Origin of the sequence: Meiothermus ruber DSM 1279, from assembly GCF_000024425.1 — a bacterium.
Classification (GTDB): domain Bacteria; phylum Deinococcota; class Deinococci; order Deinococcales; family Thermaceae; genus Meiothermus; species Meiothermus ruber.
The window spans coordinates 1856924-1875169 of sequence record NC_013946.1 but is presented as its reverse complement, the minus strand read 5'-3'; the positions used below and the strand labels follow the sequence as shown (position 1 = coordinate 1875169).

Genomic DNA, 18246 nt, shown 5'->3' with positions numbered 1-18246 from the left:
ATGTCCCAACCCGCACCCTGCCGACGCCATCCCCAAACCATGCGGTGCCCCACCCCTTTCTTGCGGCAGTGTGCTCCGGTCATGGGAGCGGTTTTCAATGTGGTAACGGCCTTTGCAGGGTGCATTGAGTGCAAACCCGCACGCAGCCGCCAGCGGCCCCTGGCATTTTTAGCAGGCCCTAGCGGCGCGAGTTGAAACTGTCTTTGAGCGCACCCAGCGCTATAACTGGGTTCTTAGGAGTAGATATGAACGAGGAAAATCCAATACCCCAGGCACGACGCTACAGCGTGGACGTCGGGGGGCGCACACTCACCATCGAGACCGGCAAATACGCCAAGCACGTGTCCGGCTCGGTCTGGGTAACCTATGGCGAAACCGTGGTGATGGCGACCGCCCAGGCCTCCGACGCGCCCATTCAGGCCGATTTTTTACCTCTGACGGTGGAGTTTGAAGAGCGGCACTACGCCGTCGGGCGCATTCCGGGTAGCTTTATGCGGCGGGAGGGGCGGCCAGGTGAAAAAGCCATTCTCTCAGCCCGCCTGACCGACCGACCCATCCGGCCCCTCTTCCCCAAGGGCTTCCGGCACGAGGTGCAGGTGCTGCTGACGGTGCTTTCCGCCGACCAGGAAAACACCCCGGACATCCTGGGGCCCATCGCAGCCAGCGCGGCCCTGATGCTATCGGACATCCCCTGGGAGGGCCCCATCGCCTCGGTGCGGGTAGGCCTGCAGAATGGGCGTCTGGTTTTGAACCCGGTGGCCCAGGAGGATAGCCAGCTCGATTTGGTGGTGGCCGGCTCCAAAGAGGCCATCATCATGGTGGAGGCTGGCGCGCAAGAGGTCTCGGAAGACCGCCTGGTGGAGGCCCTCGAGTTCGCCCACCGGGCTATGCAGCCCATCCTGGAGCTGCAAGAGCAGATGCGGGCCGAGCTGGGCAAGCCCAAGTTTGCTTACGAGCCCCCGGCCAAACTGGACGCCGATACCCAGGCCACCCTGTACCAAAGGGCCGTGGAAAAAGGGCTTTCCAGCGTGCTGCAAACCGCCTCCAAGGGTGAGCGTTCGGCGGCCCTCGAGGCCTTCCGGCAGACCTTGCTGGAAGAGCTGGTTCCCCCCGCCGAGGATGGCTCGGTAGACCAGGAGCGGCGCAAACTGGTGGCCGAGGGTTTTGATGAGGTGGTCAAACAGGAGCTGCGCCGGCTGATCCTACAAGAAAACAAGCGGGCCGATGGTCGCACCCCAACGCAGGTGCGCCCCATCTGGATTGAAAGCAACGTGCTGCCTAAAACGCACGGCTCGGCCATCTTCAGCCGGGGCGAGACCCAGGTGCTGGGCGTGGTCACGCTGGGCACCGGGCGCGATGCCCAGCTTGTGGACGACCTCGGCATCGAGACCGAAGACCCCTTCCTGGTGCACTACAACTTCCCGCCCTACTCCACCGGCGAGGTCAGGCGCCTGCGCGGGGTGAGCCGCCGCGAGGTGGGTCACGGCAACCTGGCCAAGCGCGGCTTGCGGGCCGTGCTGCCCTCCAGGGAGGAGTTTCCTTACACCATCCGGGTGGTGGGCGACGTGCTGGAGTCCAACGGCTCTTCCAGTATGGCCACGGTGTGCGCCGGTTGTCTGGCCTTGCTGGATGCTGGGGTTCCCCTCAAGAAGCACGTGGCGGGGGTGGCCATGGGCCTGGTCAAGGAAGGTGAGCAGGCGGTGGTGCTCACCGATATCCTGGGCCTGGAGGACGCCCTGGGCGACATGGACTTCAAGGTCACGGGCACCCGCGACGGCGTGACCGCGCTCCAGATGGACATCAAGATCAAGGGCCTGACCCCCGAGATCATGCGGGCAGCGCTGTACCAGGCCCGCGAGGCCCGTTTGCACATCCTGAGCCTGATGGAACGCGCCGTGCCCACCCACCGCGCCGAGATGAAGCCCCATGTGCCCCGCATCCTCACCCTCAAGGTCAACCCCGATAAAATTGGGGGGATTATCGGGCCTGGTGGCAAAAACATTCGCCAGCTCGAGGAGCTGGGGGTGGAAATCGACATCGAGCAGGACGGCACCATCCGGCTCTACAGTGCCAGCGCAGCCGCAGCCGAAGAGGCCAAAGCCCGCATCCTGGGCCAGACCGCCGAGGCCAAGGTGGGTGAGATCTACGAGGGCACCGTCACCCGGATTACCAATTTCGGGGCTTTCATTGAAATTTTGCCGGGTAAGGACGGTCTGCTGCACATCAGCCAACTGGCTCAAGGGCGGGTGCAAAAGGTCGAGGATGTGCTTTCGCTGGGCCAGAAGATTAAGGTCAAGGTCAACAGCATCGACGAGCAGGGGCGGGTGGATCTGATTCGTCCGGAGCTCGAGGGCCTGATCGCCCCACGCAAACCCCCTGTTCGACGATAAATCGCGGCTGTGTAGGACATGGGCTCAGGGGTAAAGCCAGGCCCTTTTCCCCATCCTAGGGTGCTGCTTTTGGAGTGAACATGAACAACAACCCACCATTTAGCCGTCCCAGGGCCCCCCGGCGACGGCAGGAACGTCCCAAACCCAGGGGGCCCATCCTGCTGGGCAAGCCCGACGGCGCCGTCGAAATTGTGTTTCTGGGCGGAACCGGCGAAATTGGCAAGAACATCACCGCCGTCCGCTATGAAGACGAGATGTTCATCATCGACGGTGGCCTGGCTTTCCCGGACGCCAGGATGCTCGGCGTGGACATCGTGATTCCACGCATCGATTATCTGGTTCAGAACAAAGACCTCATCCGGGGCTGGGTGCTGACCCACGGCCACGAGGATCACATCGGGGCCCTGCCCTACCTTTTCCCACAACTACCGCGGGTTCCGGTGTACGGGGCCAAGCTGACCCTGGGGCTGGTCAAGGGCAAGCTCGAGGAGTTCGGGCTTCCCGTGGGGGATTACAACTTCAAAGAGGTCTCCCCCGATGACCGCATCTCCATCGGGCGCTACTTCCAGCTCGACCTCTTCCGCATGACCCATTCCATTCCCGACAACTTCGGAATGATTATTCACACGCCCATCGGCAGGATCGTGCACACCGGCGACTTCAAGCTCGACGAGCGACCCATTGACGGCCAGACCTCCCACCTGGAAAAAATCGCCCAGGCCGGGGCCGAGGGGGTGCTTTGCCTGATCGCCGATTCCACCAACGGCGAGCGCCCCGGGGTCACGCCCAGCGAAAGCGAGGTGGCCGAAGAGCTCGACAAAGTCATCGGTGCGGCCAAGGGGCGCATCTTTGTAACCACCTTCGCCTCGCACATTCACCGCATCCAGTCGGTGGTCACGGCGGGCGAAAAGTACGGGCGAAAAATCGCTGTGGAAGGGCGCTCCATGCTCAAGTATGCCCGTATCGCCCTCGAGCTCGGCTACTTCAAGCAAAAAGACCGCTTCTACACCCTGGACGAGATCAAAGACCTGCCCGATGAGCAGGTGCTGGTAATTACCACCGGTTCGCAGGGCCAGCCTGAGGCGGTTCTGGCGCGCCTGGCTGCTGGCGCTCACAGCAAAATGGCCATCAAGGAGGGCGATACCGTCATCCTGAGCAGCAGCCCCATTCCCGGCAACGAAGAGGCCGTCAACACCGTCATCAACCAGCTATACGCCCTGGGGGCCTATGTGTTCTATCCGCCCCGCTACCGCGTGCACGCCTCCGGCCACGCCAGCCACGAGGAGCTCAAAACCGTGCTCAACCTGGCCCGCCCCAAATTCCTGATGCCCTGGCACGGCGAGATTCGCCATCAGGTCAACTTTAAGTGGCTGGCCCAGAGCATCCCGCACCCGCCGGAAAAAATCCTGATTCCCGAGAACGGGCGCCTGATCCGGCTTACCGCCAACAACATTGAGTTCAACGGAACCGTACCCCACGGCCAGCTTTATGTGGATGGTTTGGGGGTGGGCGACATCACCGATGAGATTCTGGAAGACCGCCACCACATGGCCGCCGAGGGGGTGGTGATCATCACCGCCCTGGTCAGCCGCGACCCGCTGGTGGAGGTGATCTCCAAAGGCTTTGTCAAGGCCGGCGAGCGCCTGTTGGGCGAGGTGCGTAAAATGGCCATGGACGCGCTGTATAGGGGTGTGCGCGAGAAGAAGCGCCTCGAAGAGATCCGTGACGACATCTACTACCCTGTCAAGAAGTTCATCGCTAAGAACACGGGGCGCAATCCGGTCATCCTGCCCATCGTAATCGAAGGTTGACGCGCGCAAGCGTGTTCAGGCCTGGAACCCTAGGCCTCGAAGCGTTCTAGAACTTGCAAGCTGGCGCGACCTCGAGTCAGGTCGCGCACCCGTTCTTGAAACTGGGGCAGCCGCGCTTCCTCCAGGCTGAGCACCCAGCACACCCCGGCTGCGTGGTAGGTTTCGCTTTCGCGCTCGAGGCCTTCCAGCAAGCGATATAAAGCGTTGCCAAACTCGAACGGGGCCTGGAGTTCGCAACGCACCCGGGGCGCAATTGCTCGCCTGGGGGCTTGCCGCAGGCATTCCGCAGCCACCCCCCCGTAGGCCCGCACCAGACCTCCCACGCCCAGCTTTATCCCGCCAAAGTAGCGGGTTACCACCACCATCACCCTATCCAGGTGCTGCGCTTCAATGGCACTTAAGATGGGGCGGCCCGCCGTGCCAGCAGGCTCGCCGTCGTCAGAAAAACGGTACTGCGCGCCCACCTTATAGGCCCAGCAGTTGTGGGCGGCCTGCAAGTCCTGAAGGGTCTGCAAAAGGACGGGTGCGGCCTCGGGGCTGGGCAGCGGCACCGCATGGGCAACAAAGCGCGAGCGTTTGACCTCGAGCTCGTAGCGATGGGATGCTTGCAGGGTAAAAGAGTTCATGCAGAAGGAGTGTGACCAAGCCCAGCCTGGGCCGCTGCATACATCACCCGCACATCCGGCTTTACACCCGTCCAGAGCTCGAAAGCCAGCGCTCCTTGCCAGACCAGCATGGGAAGCCCGCCCAGGGTGACCAGCCCAGCCTGCTGGGCCTCGAGCAGCAGACGGGTGGTCTGGGGATGATAGATGATATCCACCACCACCCCCGCTCGAGGCAGCAACCCCGGCGGCAGGGGTGAGCGGGTAGGGTCGTTGAGCCCCACACTGGTGGTGTTGACCAGCAGGTCACAGCTTCGCACCGCCGCCTCCAGCAGCGGCTCCGTCACCAGGTGCAGCCCCATGGCCGCGCACAGGGCCCTGGCCCGCTCGGTGGTGCGGTTATACACCGCCACATGCGCGCCCTCTTCCTTCAGGGCGTACGCAACGGCCCGGGCAGCCCCCCCTGCCCCCAGCAGCAGGGCTTTCTTGTTGCGGTAAGCGATGCCGGCCTCATCCAGCCCCGCGATAAAACCCATGGCGTCGGTGTTGTAGCCAATCAGCCGACCCTGCTCGCACACAATGGTGTTAACCGCGCCGATGGCCGCCGCTTCGGGACTTAGTTCGTCCAGGTATGCCAGCACGCTTTCTTTGTGAGGGATGGTCACGTTAACCCCTGTGAACGCCCGCCGGACTTCTTGCAGCCGGGCCCGTAAAAACGAAGGCGGGGTCTCCAGGGCCCGATATGAGCCCTCGAGCCCCGCCGCCCTCAGCGCCGCCTGGTGCATGGCCGGGGAAAGCGAGTGTCCGACCGGAAATCCTATCAGACCCAGTTGCACGCCTGGATTTTACGCTTTTGCGCGGCGGTTTGCGATGGTCGAAGCGAAAACCCAACCCACAAACAGCTCGAGCCCTCGGCATTACACTCCCGCTAGCCTGGCTTGCTAAGATAATCTTGGTGAGAAAGCTACTGGTTATTTTACTGCTGGTTGCCTCTTTTGCGCAGGCCCGAACCTACATCATCCCCATTGAAGGAACCATCGATGGGCCTCTAGCCACCTTCGTTGAACAGTCCCTCGACCAGGCCGAACGCGAGGGGGCCAGCGGGGTGGTGTTCCGGGTCAACACCCCCGGGGGCCGGGTGGATGCGGCCATCCGCATCACCGACCGCATCCTGTCCTCCACCGTACCCACGCTGGCCGTGGTGGAAAACGCCTTCTCGGCCGGGGCCCTCATCTCACTGGCGGCTCAGCAGATCATGATGCTGCCCGGCTCCAACATCGGAGCGGCCCTGCCGGTTACCATCACCCCCATCGTGGGCAACACCAATGCCGCCGACCGCAAGGTCATATCGGCCCTGAAAGGCAAGTTCCGGGCGGTCGCCGAGGCCCGCAACCGCCCTGCCAACATCGCAGAAGCCATGGTGGATCCCGAGGTCGAGGTGCGCGGCATCACCACCCGAGGGGAACCCCTGACCCTCTCGGCCAGGCGGGCCGTGGAGCTCAAGGTGGCCGATGCCGAGGTCGCCAGCCTGCGCGCCGCCCTCGAGAAAGCCGGCTTTAACACCGACACCCAGGAACTGCAGCCGGGCCCCCAGGTGCGGGTGGCCCGTTTTCTGACCGACCCCACCATCGCGGCCATTCTGCTGGCGGTGGGGGTGCTGGGGCTCATCTTGGAATTTTTCACCCCAGGCACCTTTATCCCCGCCATCATCGGCCTGACCTCGCTGGGCCTGTTCTTCCTGGGGGGCTACCTGGCGGGCCTTTCCAGCGCCCTGTCTATCATCCTGCTCTTCGGGGGCTTGTTGCTGGTGGTGTTCGAGCTGTTTGTGACCCCCGGTTTTGGCATCCCCGGTCTGGTTGGCCTGGGTCTGATCGGGGCTTCAATCTACTTCACCTTTGGGGACGAGGCCCTGCAGGTCGGCTCCTTCGCCATTATCGGGCTGGCCTTGGGGCTGTTCTTTATATTCCGCTACCTACCAAAGGGGCGGGTGGCCCGTCCTTTCGTACTGAGCAGCGCAGTTGAAGAGGTGGCACCGCCCAAAAACGAGCTGGAATCGCTGCTGGGAGCCATCGGCAAAGCCATCACCGACCTGCGCCCCGCGGGCACGGCCCAGTTCGGCGACCGACGGGTGGATGTGGTCACCCTGGGCGAGTTCATCGACCGGGGGCAGACCGTCCGGGTGATCCAGGTGGAAGGCCCTCGGGTGGTGGTTCGGAAGGTGGACAGTTAGTCTGGCTATGCGCTTTTGCCTACAAAGAAAGCTGGGAAAGCCCACACCTTTTGGCCCATGGTGTACCCTTAGGGAGCACCCGGCCCAGCCCGGCATCTGCATCTACGCTAGAAAGCAGTTGGCGCCTGTAAAAAACAAGGCGGTTTGATCTTTGAGGAGGATCGCATGGAGTTTGGAGTGTTAATCATCGCTGGCATCGTTTTACTGGCCGTTTTCTTATTCTTTTACCTGGTACCGGTGCCCCTATGGATTACCGCGTTGTTTTCGGGGGTTAACGTACCGCTAACCTCCCTGGTCGGCATGCGTTTCCGACGAATCCCCCCGGCCAAAATTGTGAATCCCATGATTAAGGCCTTTAAAGCAGGCATTCCGGTCGAGACCGCCAAGCTCGAGGCCCAGTACCTGGCCGGGGGCAACGTAGACCGGGTGGTGGATGCCCTGATTGCCGCCGACAAGGCCGGCATCAAGCTGAACTTCGACCGCGCCGCCGCCATTGACCTGGCGGGGCGGGATGTGCTCGAGGCCGTGCGGCTCTCGGTGAATCCCAAGGTAATTACCAGCCCGATGGTAGCGGGTATGGCCAAGGACGGCATCCAGCTGCTGGCAACCGCCCGCATCACCGTGCGGGCCAACATTGACCGCCTGGTGGGTGGGGCCGGCGAAGAAACCATCGTGGCCCGGGTGGGCGAGGGCATCGTGGCCTCCATCGGCCAGTCGGAGGATCACAAGCAGGTGCTCGAGCAGCCTGACCGTATCTCCAAAACCGTGCTAGCCAAAGGCCTGGACGCCGGCACGGCTTTTGAAATCCTATCGGTGGATATCGCCGAGGTGGACGTGGGTAAAAACATCGGGGCCCAGCTTCGCACCGACCAAGCCGAGGCCGACAAGAAAATTGCCCAGGCCAAGGCCGAGGAGCGCCGCGCGATGGCGGTGGCCCTGGAGCAAGAAAACGCGGCCCTGGTAGAGGCCATGCGGGCCAAGCTGGTGGAGGCCCAAGCGGCCGTACCTTTGGCCCTGGCCGAGGCCCTGCGCAACGGTCGCATAGGCGTTATGGACTACTATCAGCTTAAAAACATTGAGGCCGACACCGAGATGCGCGATTCCATCAGCAAAGCCAGCGGCGGCAGCACTTCCGATGATGGTTCGCAACGCTAAGCGCTCTGGGGGCGCGGCGCTCGCCCCCATCTGGAGGGCCCCATGGGCTTAGACGATCTTTTAGGTCTGCTGTTCCTGTTCTTCTTTATCGTGCTGCCGGCCCTGCAAGGGCTGCTGCGGCGGGGCCAGCAAGTTCCCCCCGACTTCGAACCCGACGAGATCCTCTTACCCGGTGAGGAGCGTCGCCCGGCCTCGAGCGCCCCGCCCACCCGCTCGAGCACCCCAACCCCCAGCAGCCCTCCCCCAAGCCCCCCCGCCCGGCCTGTGGTAAGCCAGCCGGCCCCATCCCCAAAACCCAAAACACCGCCCAGACGACCCCGGAGCCTCGAGGAGGTCGAGCGTGAGCGTCAAAGCCGCCCCAGCCCGCGCCCCTCCTCAGAACCCCCTCAAAAAGCCTCCAGCAAGCCGCAACCCAAAAGCAAGAAAACCACCGATCAGTGGGCGTTTTCAACCTCAACCCGTGCTATTCTGAACGGTGTGGTTTGGCACCAGATACTGGCCGAACCCAGGAGCCAATATTGGAGAAGAGTACGCAAAGCAAAGCGGTAGTTCCCCTGCGTTCGCCCCAGGAAGCCCTGTCCTTGCTGGGCCACGGGGATAAACATCTAAAAACCCTTCGCAAGCTTTTGCCGGCCCAGCTTGTGGTGCGGGGGCAGGAGGTTCAAATCTCGGGCGACCCGGACGCGGTGTGGTTGGCCGAACGGGTCATCCGCGACCTGGTCACCCTGGTACGCCAGGGCGCGGAAATTGACTCGGGCACCCTCGAGCAGGTCATCCTGGTGGCGGAAAATGGTCAGTCGCTGCCGGTCGAAACCACCACACCCGCCCTCGGCGGCGAGATTACCCTGCCCGGCCGCTTGAAGCCCAAAACCCCCGGCCAGCGAAAGTATGTGGAGGCCATCAGCACCCACGACATCACCTTTGGCATCGGCCCGGCCGGCACTGGCAAAACCTACCTGGCCGTCGCCATGGCGGTGGCTTTTCTCAAGGCCAAGAAAATTAAGCGCATCATCCTGACCCGCCCGGCGGTGGAGGCTGGGGAGCGCCTGGGCTTTTTGCCGGGTGACCTCCAGGCCAAAATCGACCCCTATCTGCGCCCGCTCTACGATGCCCTGTTCGACATGATCGATGCCGAGCGCTTCGAACAGTACATCCAGTCGGGGGTGATCGAGGTGGCCCCGCTGGCCTTCATGCGGGGCCGTACCCTGAACGACGCCTTTATCATCTTGGATGAAGCCCAGAACACCACCCCCGAGCAGATGAAGATGTTCCTGACCCGCATGGGCTTCAATAGCCGGGTGGTGATCACCGGCGACATTACCCAGATCGACCTACCCAAGGCCCAAAAAAGCGGCCTGGTAGAGGCCCTGCGCATTCTAAAGGGCATCCAGGGCATTGCCCAGCAGCGCTTTTTGGAGTCCGATGTGGTACGCCACCCGCTGGTAGCGCGCATCATCAAGGCCTACGAGGCCCATGAGCACGAGAGCTAGCCATGGGGGTAGATCTGGTTGCGCACACTCGAGTACCTCGAGGTCTGGGCCCTGCGGTGCGCAGGGCGCTTGGGCTTCTACTGGCGGAGCTTGGGCACGGGGACAAGTCTCTAACCCTGATCCTTACCAACGATAACGAGATACGGGCCCTCAAGCAGCAGCACTGGGGCGAGGATGCCCCTACCGATGTTTTATCGTTTCCCACCTACGAACCGGGCGACCCCTTTATCCCGCCGCACCTGGGCGATATCGTGATCAGCCTGGATACCGCCCGCCGCCAGGCCGAGCAGCTTGGGCACAGTCTTCAGCACGAGGTTAAGGTACTGGCCGCCCATTCGCTTTGGCACCTGCTGGGACACGACCACCGCTCCGAGACCGAATGGGAAGGGTTTAGGCGCGTGCAGGCCCGCATCCTCGAGCTCTGAACCATGCCAACCCGTCCCCCACCACCCAAACCCGGAACCGATCCCCTGCCCCTGCGAGGCCTGCGGGCTTCGTTTGGCTATGCCTGGGCCGGGGTTCGTTATGCCTGGAAAAGCCAGCGCAATTTCCGCCTCGAGGTCTATGTGGCCGCCCTGGCCCTGGGCCTGGCCTGGTGGCTGAAGGTCAACCCGGTACCGGTGCTCCTGTTGGTAGCCCTGGTGCTGGGCCTCGAGCTCATCAACACCGCCCTCGAGGCCGTGGTGGATCTGGTCTCCCCCAACTACCACCCGCTGGCCAAAGCCGCCAAAGACATCGCCGCGGCCAGCGTACTGATAGTGAGCACAATTGCAGCCCTGATCGGCTTTTTGCTGTTTTTTCCGCCGCTTGTGAGCCGGCTGGGGCTGTGGTAAACTCTCGGCTAGTAGCGTATGGACTCCCCACCCAAAACCTGGCCCTGGCCTTGCCCTGGGACGCTCCGGGGCGAGTTAGCTTTTGGTTGGGCCTGACGCGAACCTTATGGAAAGCATCCCTGGTAGTCTTGGTATCATCGCTTTGCTCATCCTGATCAACGCTTTTTTTGTTACCGCTGAATTTTCTCTGGTAGCCATCCGGCGCAGCCGGGTCGAGCACCTGGCGGAAAGCGGGGCCTGGCAGGGCCGGCTGCTCAAAGATGCCATGGCCCGGCTTGACGCCTACATTGCCACCACCCAGCTTGGCATCACCGCCACCAACCTGGTTCTGGGGGCTTTTGGAGAACCGTACGTCACCCGGCTGATTGTGACGGGCATCGGGGTGTTGTTCGGCCAGCCCGAGGCCGCCGCTGCTACTGAAAGCAGCCTGCTTTCCAGCGCGGGCTTTGTGCTTTCGGTGGTTTTCATCACCTTCGTTACGGTGCTCTTTGGCGAGCTTATTCCCAAAGGCATCGCCCTCCAGCGCACCGAGCAGGTCGCGGTCTTCACCATTCTGCCGCTCAACATTTTCCAGCGGCTCACCACACCGCTGGTCTGGCTGTTCAACCGAAGCGGTAATTTTTTCCTCCGGCTGATGGGCCTCAAAGAAGCGCCCTCGCACTCCATGGTCGGCAGCGCCGAGGAGCTCAAGTTGATCGTGGAGGCTTCATCCAAAGAAGGGGTCTTGGACGAGAGCGAGGGGGAGATCATCAGCCAGATCCTCGACCTCGAGGAAACCCTGGTGCGCTCGATTATGGTGCCAAGGGTAGAAATGGTTACCATATCCGCCGAGGCCAGCCTGCGCGATTTTTGGGCGATGGCCCGCGAGCACCGCTACTCCCGGGTGCCGGTGTACCAGGAGACCATCGACAACATCATCGGGGTGGCCTATATCAAAGACCTGCTGGAGTACAGCGGCCCGGAGTTAGATAGCATCAAGGTGGGTAGCATCTGCCACCCGGCTTATTTTGTCCCCGAAACCATGGGGGCCCGGGAGCTGCTGCGCGAGATGCGCCGGCGCAAAACCCATATGGCCATCGTGGTGGACGAGTTCAAGGGCACTGCGGGTCTGGTCACCCTCGAGGACATCATCGAGGAGATCATCGGCGAAATCTACGACGAGTCGGACGAAGAAGAGGTGGCCCCGGTGCAGCAAATCGCCGAGGGGGTGTATCTGCTGGATGCCTCGGTTCCGCTCGAGGAGGCCTCTAAAAAGCTGGGCATCGAGCTGCCCGAAGGCGAGTACGATACCCTCTCGGGCTTTCTGATGAACGAGTTTGGGCACATCCCCGAGGTAGGGGAAAAGCTCGAGTACGGTGGTTATGAGTTTATCGTCGAAACCGCCGACCCCCGGGGCATCGAGCGGGTGCGGGCCCAGAACAAAATCCCAGAGCCCCTCGACGACGAGACCCCCAGCGAGTCGGTCACCTCGGAAGAAGCCTAGGGCGCTTCGCAAAAATCAAAAAAGCGCAACGGGTTGGTTTGTTGTTACAGTCCTGGCGGCACAAAATAGAGAGAACCACGATAAGTAAGAGACTGTCTTAATACCCTCCCTCATGCTATAGTCGCGCATGGAACTCAGACAAAGCCGCTACCCCAGCGATCTGACCGACCAGGAATGGCCATCCTGGCACCCCTGATGCCGCCCCCCATCGCCCCCGGGGGCATCCCTGGCGGGAAATCCTGAACGGCCTCTTCTACATCACCCGCGCCGGTTGCGCCTGGCGCATGATGCCCTGCGACCTGCCCCTTCCGTTGGTGGCGCAAATCTGGTTTCCTGCAACAGATACACACCACCCTGCGCGAGAAAACCCGCCGTAAAGCAGGACGCCTGCCTGAACCCAGTGCGGGGATTCTGGACAGCCAGCGCGTGAAGACCTTGGGAAAAGGGGGGTCAGGGGTATGACGCGGGCAAGAAGGTAAAGGGGCGCAAACGGCATCTGCTGGTGGATACCCAGGGGCTGTCGAAGCGGTTATCGCGTCTGTTTGTGGATGGGGGCTACAAGCGCAGGTTCGAGGAATGGGTTCGGCGCACCTTGGGCTGGACGGTGGAGGTGGTGCGCAGGCCGGATGCCAACTTCAAGACCAGCCTCGGAAGTGGACGCGGGGGCATCGGGGGTTTGTGGTGATTCCCCGCAGATGGGTGGTGGAGCGCACCTTACGCAGACAAGCGTGCCTCCGCACACGGAGGCACGTCTGCTTGGCCCTGCCTGGCTCAGTTTCAGCCGCCGGCTGAACCGGGACTATGAGCTTCTACCCGAGAGCTCAGAGACCTTCATCTACACGGCAATGATCCGGCTTATGGTCAGAAGATTGGCCTCCTAGAAAGTATTAAGACAGTCTCTAAGAAGCCCCCTGGCGCGCAGCGAAAGGAGGGGGCGCCTAGAACACAGGGGGGCAAGAACCGCCCCGGCAAAAGCCCGGGCCGCGCCCGGGCTCAGAACCCCCCTCCTACCACCCCGCCGGCCAGAGCCAGGCCCGTTGCTGCGGGGTCATGGGGCCGTCGGGGGGCTGCTCGCGCCTGCTGGTGCGGAAGGCATCAAACCAGGCGATGGCCGCCGGGTCGGTGATCTCGTCCAGCCGCCACTCCCCGAACTCGCAGCGCACGCTCCCGTCGGGGTTCAGGAAGGCCCCCGCCCCCCGCCCGGCCAGGCGGAAGTAGCGCTTCTCCCAGGACTTGGGGTAGGGCCCCACCCCGTCGGCGTAGGAGAGCAGGATCACCTCGTGGGTGCGGTTGGAGAGGGAGGGGAAGCGGGGGTTGTACTGGATGCCGTTGGTGATGTATATCGGATTGGAGTTGCTGGTGGCCACGTAGGCCTCGTACTCCCCGTCAATCCAGTACCAGTTGCGGGTATAGCTCCACGGCGGATTCCCCGGCCCCGGCCAGGTCACGTCCACATCCTCGTCCCGCCACTGGATCACCCCCCGGTGCCAGGAAGCGATGTAGATGCCCTTCTTAGCGTTGAAGATGCCGGGTACGTCCTCCTGCAAGCAGCCGATGAAGGGGGGCGCGCCGATGGGGGAGGTGGCGATCGCGTTGTGAAGAAAAAGGTTTCTGGTATCAATGATAGCGGCCTGCACCCCCGGCTCCCACGGAAACCGCTCCAGCACCTCGAACTCCACCGGCCCGATGGGGGCCTCGAAGCGCCAGGGGTTCTCCTGGGTGTGCAGCTTGAAGCGGTACTTCCAGCGGAACTTGCGCCCGCCGTAGATCTTGTTGAGCGTCTGGTCCAGCCCGTAGTGCACCAGGTAGCCCTCGGTGGTGACCAGGCCCTGCACGCGGTAGAAGGCGGGGGCGACCTTGTTATCGTAAGGCAGGGTGGGCAGGGTCATGACCCGCCAGCTGCCATCCAGGCCCTCCACGTAGGTATGGAGCCCAATGCCGAACGCATTGTCCTTATACCAGTAGTCCAGATACCCCTCCGCCGCGTCGTACTTGAAGACCAGCGGCCCGTCCGTGGGCGGATCGATCACCGGCGGGGGCGGCGGGGCAGCGGGGCGGTTGTTGCAGCTGGTACCGAGCAGTAAAGCGGCCATGGTGAGAAGCAGCAATCGTTTCATCAGCTTTATTGTAGCCTCCCGCATACCGCCCGTTCCTCATCAATGAGAACTCATAAGAAATCTCCAAGACTCTTTCTACTAAAATGGAGCCATGCAACTGGCCCAACATCAGCGCCGCCCCCGGTTGGAACTCCAACTGCGACACCATCCGGATCACCTCCACGCCCTCTACCGGGAGTCCCAAGACCAGACCGAACGCGCCCGCTGGCACGCTCTCTGGCTGCTGGCCAGGGGTCAGAGCATCCCCGAGGTAGCCAGGAATCTGGGCTATACCGATCGCTGGGTGCGTCAGGTGATCCACCGCTACAATCAGGGCCTGCCTATGAAGAATCTGCGGCACGAGAACAAAGGCCGGGCCCCCCTCGTACCGCCCGAACTCCAGGAACCCTTCCGCCAGGCCCTCCTCCAGCCCCATCCCAGGGACGGGCTTTGGAGCATACGCCACGCGGCGGAGTGGCTGGCTGAAAGGCTGGGACGTCCGGTGGATGGGCGGCGGGCCTGGTACTGGATGCGTCGCCTGGGCCTGGCCCCGCTGCGCCCCCGGCCGCGCCACCGGGAGGCGGATGCGAAGCGGCAGGAGGCTTTCAAAAAAAGCTCTTTCTGATGGTTTTCCTGTTCAGGCTGCTCTTTCCTGAACTGGAGTTGGAGGTGTGGGGCTTTGATGAGCACCGAATAGGGCTGAAGCCCATCCGCCGACGGGTATGGGCCTTGCGAGGGAGGACGCCGCTAGCGCAGGAGCGGCCCCGCTATCGCTGGCTGTATGTGTACGCCTTCATAAGGCCGGGTACGGGGGAAAGCGAGTACTGGCTGCTGCCCTCGGTCTCGGTGGAGGGGTTCCAGTTGGTGTTGGAGGCCTTTGCCCGGCTACGGGGGGCGGGGGCGGGCAAGCTGGTACTGGTGGTGCTGGATCAGGCTGGCTGGCACACCTCGGGGCGGGTGGAGCCAGCCAGGGGCTTGGGGCTGTGTTATCTGCCATCCTACTCGCCCGAGTTGCAGCCGGTAGAACGAGTCTGGGGGCTCATCGACGCGGTCGTGGCCAATGGGCAGGTGCAGGATGAAGAGGAGCTGTGGGCCAAGGTGGAAGCCCGGTGCGCTTACCTACAAACCCAGCCCGCGCTTATCCAGAGCTACACCCTATTTCACTGGTGGCCGGGGGGATGTTAGGGGAATGAATCAAAAGGATTTCATATAAGAGGCTGTCGTAAAAGCCCTCCACGAGAGGCTACGCGGCCCTGGCCAGCCGCTTCACCAGTAAGCGTATCATGCCCAAGTACATCCAGGCCTCCGTTGCCTCAGGATGGTACTCGTAATCCTTCCCCAACCGTCGGTTCCGCCCCAGCCAGGCAAAGGTCCGCTCCACCACCCACCGCTTGGGCAAAGGCTTGAACCCACTCTCCCGCGGAATCTCCGGCGTCTCCTCTCCTTCCCGCACCCAGACCCCTCGCACCCCCGCGTAGGGACGAGCCACCACCTCCATCTCCAACCCCAGGGAGGAAGCCAGTCCCGCAAGACCCCGGTACCCCCAGTCCACGAAAAGCTTGCGCACCCGGGGCCACAAGGAAAGGTCCATCCCCAAAAGCAAGGCCTGCCCACCCCTCTTGTCGTGCTCGTTAGCCGGATGGACAAAGGCCTTCAAAAGACGCCCCCCGGTGTCCGTCAGAATCTGCCGTTTCCTCCCTTTTACTTTCTTTGCCCCGTCGTTTCCCCGGGGCCCCCTTTTTCCGTGGTCTTGACGGACTGGCTGTCTAGGACCAAGGCGCTGGGGGAAGCATACCTCCCTTCTCGTTCCCGGTCCCGGCGGGCCAGGGTTTGGACGGCTCTCTCCCATACCCCCTCCTTCTGCCACTTGCGGAAGTAGTGGTAGACCGTAGACCAGTGGGGCAGGTCATGGGGCATAGCCCGCCACTTGATGCCGTTTTCCAGGACGTAGAGTATGGCGTTCACTATTTCCCTTCTGGGCACCTTGGCGGGTCGGCCGCCGGGCTTGGGGGCGGGGATCAAGGGTTCCAGCAAGGCCCACTCTGCGTCCGAGAGGTCGCTGGGGTAAAATCTACGTGTAGGCATCACCCTTCCAGTATTGCGGACTTTTACAACAGTTTCTAAACTAGCGCTATGCCAGAAGTGATCTCCGAACTCTACATCCCCAAACCTCCCAAGGAAGTCTATGCCGCCGCGCGCGACCTGGCCGGCCTTAAGCCCTACCTCAAGGACGTGGAGACCCTCGAGGTGCTGGAAGACCACGGCAGCACCTCGCGCACCCGCTTCGTGGCCGTGGCGATGGGCAAAAAGGTGCACTGGATCGAGGAGGAGCGCTGGTTCGACGCCGAGCTGCGCAACGAGTTCGACAGCAAAGAGGGCGACTTTGATGTCTACCGGGGCTCCTGGACCTTCCTGCCCGAGGGGGAGGGCACCCGGGCGGTGCTGAAGCTCGAGTACGAACTCAACATCCCCATCTTTGGCGGCTTGCTGCAAAAACTGGTCAAAAAGCTCATGCAAGAAAACGTCGACGATCTACTGCGCGGCCTCAAGGAGCGCTGCACCGCGGCTTGAGGTGCTATACTCCAGCTATGTTTGCTCTCCGATGTTAAGCAGACGATCCCGCCGGGGTCATGGTGTGCCGTGTGCCACCAGCCCGGCGTTTTTCTTAGGCCTGCTGCCTGCAAGCTGTTTGTCGCTTAGGAGATCCGGATGCCCTTGCAAATCTACAACACCCTCAAACGCCAAAAAGAGCCCTTTGTGCCCGCCACGCCGGGCTACGTGGGCATTTATGTCTGCGGCCCCACAGTCTACTCCGACCCGCACCTGGGGCACGCCCGCGGCCCCATCGTCTACGACGTGCTGCGCCGCTGGTTGCGCTACCAGGGCTATAAGGTGCGCTTCGTCTCCAACATCACCGATGTGGGCCACCTGACCGACGACGCCGACCAGGGCGAAGACAAAATCCTGCGGCGCGCCAAGCTCGAGCGCCTCGAGCCCATGGAAGTGGCTGAAAAATACATGTGGAGCTACTTCGACGAGATGCAGGCCCTGAACGTACTCCGCCCCGACATCACCCCCCGGGCGGCCGGGCACATCCCCGAGCAAATCGAGCTGACCGAGGCCCTGCTCGAGCGGGGGCACGCCTATGTGGTCAACGGCTCGGTCTACTTTCGGGTGAAAAGCTGGCCCGCCTTCGGCAAACTCTCCAACCGCGATATCGAAGAACAGGAGGCCGGGGCGCGGGTCGAGGTGCGCGAAGAGAAGGAAGACCCCCGCGACTTTGCCCTGTGGAAGCGGGCCGAGCCCGAGCACATCATGCGCTGGAACTCGCCCTGGGGGGAGGGCTTTCCGGGCTGGCACATCGAATGCTCGGCCATGAGCCTCAAGTACCTGGGCGACGGCTTCGATATTCACGCCGGCGGCGTGGACTTGCAGTTCCCCCACCACGAGGCCGAAATTGCCCAGGCCGAGGCCGCCGGGCATCCTTTTGCCCGCTACTGGATGCACCACTACCACGTGCTCTTGAACGGGCAGAAAATGGCCAAGAGCACCGGCAATCTGATTACCCTGGCCGAGCTCCGGGCCCGCTACGAGCCCATGTACATCCGCTTTTACCTGCTGAATAGCCACTACCGCAGCGTGCTGGATTTTACCGACGAGGGCCTCGAGGCCGCCAAGAACGGCTACCTGCGCCTGCTGAACGCCTACCGCGAGGTGCGCCGCTTGCTGCACAACGCCCCTGCAGGCCGGCACGCGGGGCTGGATCGGGCCATCGAGAATCTTCGTAAAGACTTTGCCAACGCCCTGAACGACGACCTGAACACCGCCCAGGCCATTGCCGCTTTCTTCAACTTCGTCACCGAGCTTAATAAAGCCCTAACCGAGCGGCCAGGCCGGGAGAGCCTGCAGGCAGCGGAACAGGTCTTTGCCGAATTGGGCGAGGGGGTGCTGGGGCTGTTTCCTGCGCGGGTGTTGGAGCATCAACTGGGCGGTGCCTTGCTGGATGGACTGGTCAACCTGCTGCTCGAGATACGTGAAGAGGCCCGCCGGAACCGCAATTTTGCCCTTTCAGATCGCATTCGTGAGCGCCTGATCGAACTGGGGGTAGTGGTCGAGGATACCCGCGAAGGCCCCAAGTGGAAAGTGGGAACCTAAA

The 18246-nt window shown here is 62.6% G+C and carries 17 protein-coding genes and 1 pseudogene; 14 read left to right on the top strand and 4 right to left on the bottom strand.

What is annotated here, in order from left to right; genetic code table 11:
* Positions 1-245: 245 nt before the first annotated feature.
* Positions 246-2390, top strand: coding sequence for a polyribonucleotide nucleotidyltransferase (gene pnp / locus MRUB_RS09235; protein ID WP_013014079.1), 2145 nt, complete (start codon positions 246-248; stop codon positions 2388-2390).
* 80 nt (positions 2391-2470) lie between these two features.
* A complete protein-coding gene (locus tag MRUB_RS09230; protein ID WP_013014078.1) occupies positions 2471-4201 on the top strand; it encodes a ribonuclease J in 1731 nt (576 codons plus the stop codon).
* 29 nt (positions 4202-4230) lie between these two features.
* On the opposite strand, the gene MRUB_RS09225 is transcribed toward MRUB_RS09230, so the two are convergent.
* Positions 4231-4827 (bottom strand): IMPACT family protein, encoded by a 597-nt coding sequence (locus MRUB_RS09225; protein ID WP_013014077.1) that lies wholly within the window; start codon positions 4825-4827, stop codon positions 4231-4233.
* Entirely contained in the window at positions 4824-5639 is an 816-nt protein-coding gene (locus tag MRUB_RS09220) for a shikimate dehydrogenase (protein WP_013014076.1), read from the bottom strand. The genes MRUB_RS09225 and MRUB_RS09220 overlap by 4 nt, the downstream gene beginning before the upstream one ends.
* A 119-nt stretch (positions 5640-5758) precedes the next feature.
* Here MRUB_RS09220 and MRUB_RS09215 point away from each other — a divergent pair, with 119 nt between their 5' ends.
* The 8 genes and pseudogenes from MRUB_RS09215 (at position 5759) to MRUB_RS15585 (ending at position 12875) form a co-directional block, all read left to right on the top strand.
* Positions 5759-7033 carry an NfeD family protein gene (locus tag MRUB_RS09215; RefSeq protein WP_013014075.1) on the top strand — a complete coding sequence of 425 codons (1275 nt, stop codon included), beginning with the start codon at positions 5759-5761 and terminating at the stop codon, positions 7031-7033.
* A gap of 165 nt (positions 7034-7198) precedes the next feature.
* Positions 7199-8188, top strand: coding sequence for a flotillin-like protein FloA (gene floA / locus MRUB_RS09210; RefSeq protein WP_013014074.1), 990 nt, complete (start codon positions 7199-7201; stop codon positions 8186-8188).
* Between the two features lie 42 nt (positions 8189-8230).
* On the top strand, positions 8231-8737 hold the full coding sequence (locus MRUB_RS15590) for a hypothetical protein (protein ID WP_013014073.1): 507 nt from the start codon (positions 8231-8233) through the stop codon (positions 8735-8737).
* Positions 8707-9678 carry a PhoH family protein gene (locus MRUB_RS09205; protein WP_013014072.1) on the top strand — a complete coding sequence of 324 codons (972 nt, stop codon included), beginning with the start codon at positions 8707-8709 and terminating at the stop codon, positions 9676-9678. The genes MRUB_RS15590 and MRUB_RS09205 overlap by 31 nt, the downstream gene beginning before the upstream one ends.
* Positions 9679-9680: 2 nt before the next feature.
* Positions 9681-10103 carry an rRNA maturation RNase YbeY gene (gene ybeY / locus MRUB_RS09200; protein ID WP_013014071.1) on the top strand — a complete coding sequence of 141 codons (423 nt, stop codon included), beginning with the start codon at positions 9681-9683 and terminating at the stop codon, positions 10101-10103.
* Positions 10104-10106: 3 nt separating this feature from the next.
* Positions 10107-10511: a diacylglycerol kinase gene (locus MRUB_RS09195; RefSeq protein WP_013014070.1), complete on the top strand. Its 405-nt coding sequence runs from the start codon at positions 10107-10109 to the stop codon at positions 10509-10511.
* A 106-nt stretch (positions 10512-10617) separates the two neighbouring features.
* Positions 10618-11994: a hemolysin family protein gene (locus tag MRUB_RS09190; protein ID WP_013014069.1), complete on the top strand. Its 1377-nt coding sequence runs from the start codon at positions 10618-10620 to the stop codon at positions 11992-11994.
* Between the two features lie 127 nt (positions 11995-12121).
* A pseudogene (locus MRUB_RS15585) lies at positions 12122-12875 on the top strand (transposase).
* A gap of 126 nt (positions 12876-13001) precedes the next feature.
* Here MRUB_RS15585 and MRUB_RS09180 read toward each other — a convergent pair.
* On the bottom strand, positions 13002-14111 hold the full coding sequence (locus MRUB_RS09180) for a hypothetical protein (RefSeq protein ID WP_015586471.1): 1110 nt from the start codon (positions 14109-14111) through the stop codon (positions 13002-13004).
* Positions 14112-14202: 91 nt separating this feature from the next.
* Between MRUB_RS09180 and MRUB_RS09175 the strand changes: the two genes are divergently transcribed.
* Positions 14203-14715, top strand: a complete 513-nt coding sequence (locus MRUB_RS09175; protein WP_013013301.1) for a winged helix-turn-helix domain-containing protein — start codon at positions 14203-14205, stop codon at positions 14713-14715.
* Positions 14715-15275 (top strand): IS630 family transposase, encoded by a 561-nt coding sequence (locus MRUB_RS09170; RefSeq protein ID WP_013013302.1) that lies wholly within the window; start codon positions 14715-14717, stop codon positions 15273-15275. Before MRUB_RS09175 ends, MRUB_RS09170 begins: the two co-directional genes overlap by 1 nt.
* 58 nt (positions 15276-15333) lie before the next feature.
* Here MRUB_RS09170 and MRUB_RS15800 read toward each other — a convergent pair.
* Positions 15334-16175 (bottom strand): IS5 family transposase gene (locus MRUB_RS15800; protein ID WP_425276999.1). Its coding sequence is split into 2 segments (ribosomal slippage): positions 15334-15818 and positions 15818-16175, totalling 843 coding nucleotides; the frame shifts between segments, so codons are not numbered across the junction.
* Between the two features lie 48 nt (positions 16176-16223).
* On the opposite strand from MRUB_RS15800, the gene MRUB_RS09155 reads away from it, so the two are divergent.
* A complete protein-coding gene (locus tag MRUB_RS09155; protein WP_013014068.1) occupies positions 16224-16661 on the top strand; it encodes a type II toxin-antitoxin system RatA family toxin in 438 nt (145 codons plus the stop codon).
* Between the two features lie 138 nt (positions 16662-16799).
* Positions 16800-18245: a cysteine--tRNA ligase gene (cysS, locus tag MRUB_RS09150; protein WP_013014067.1), complete on the top strand. Its 1446-nt coding sequence runs from the start codon at positions 16800-16802 to the stop codon at positions 18243-18245.
* The last annotated feature ends 1 nt before the right edge of the window (position 18246 follow it).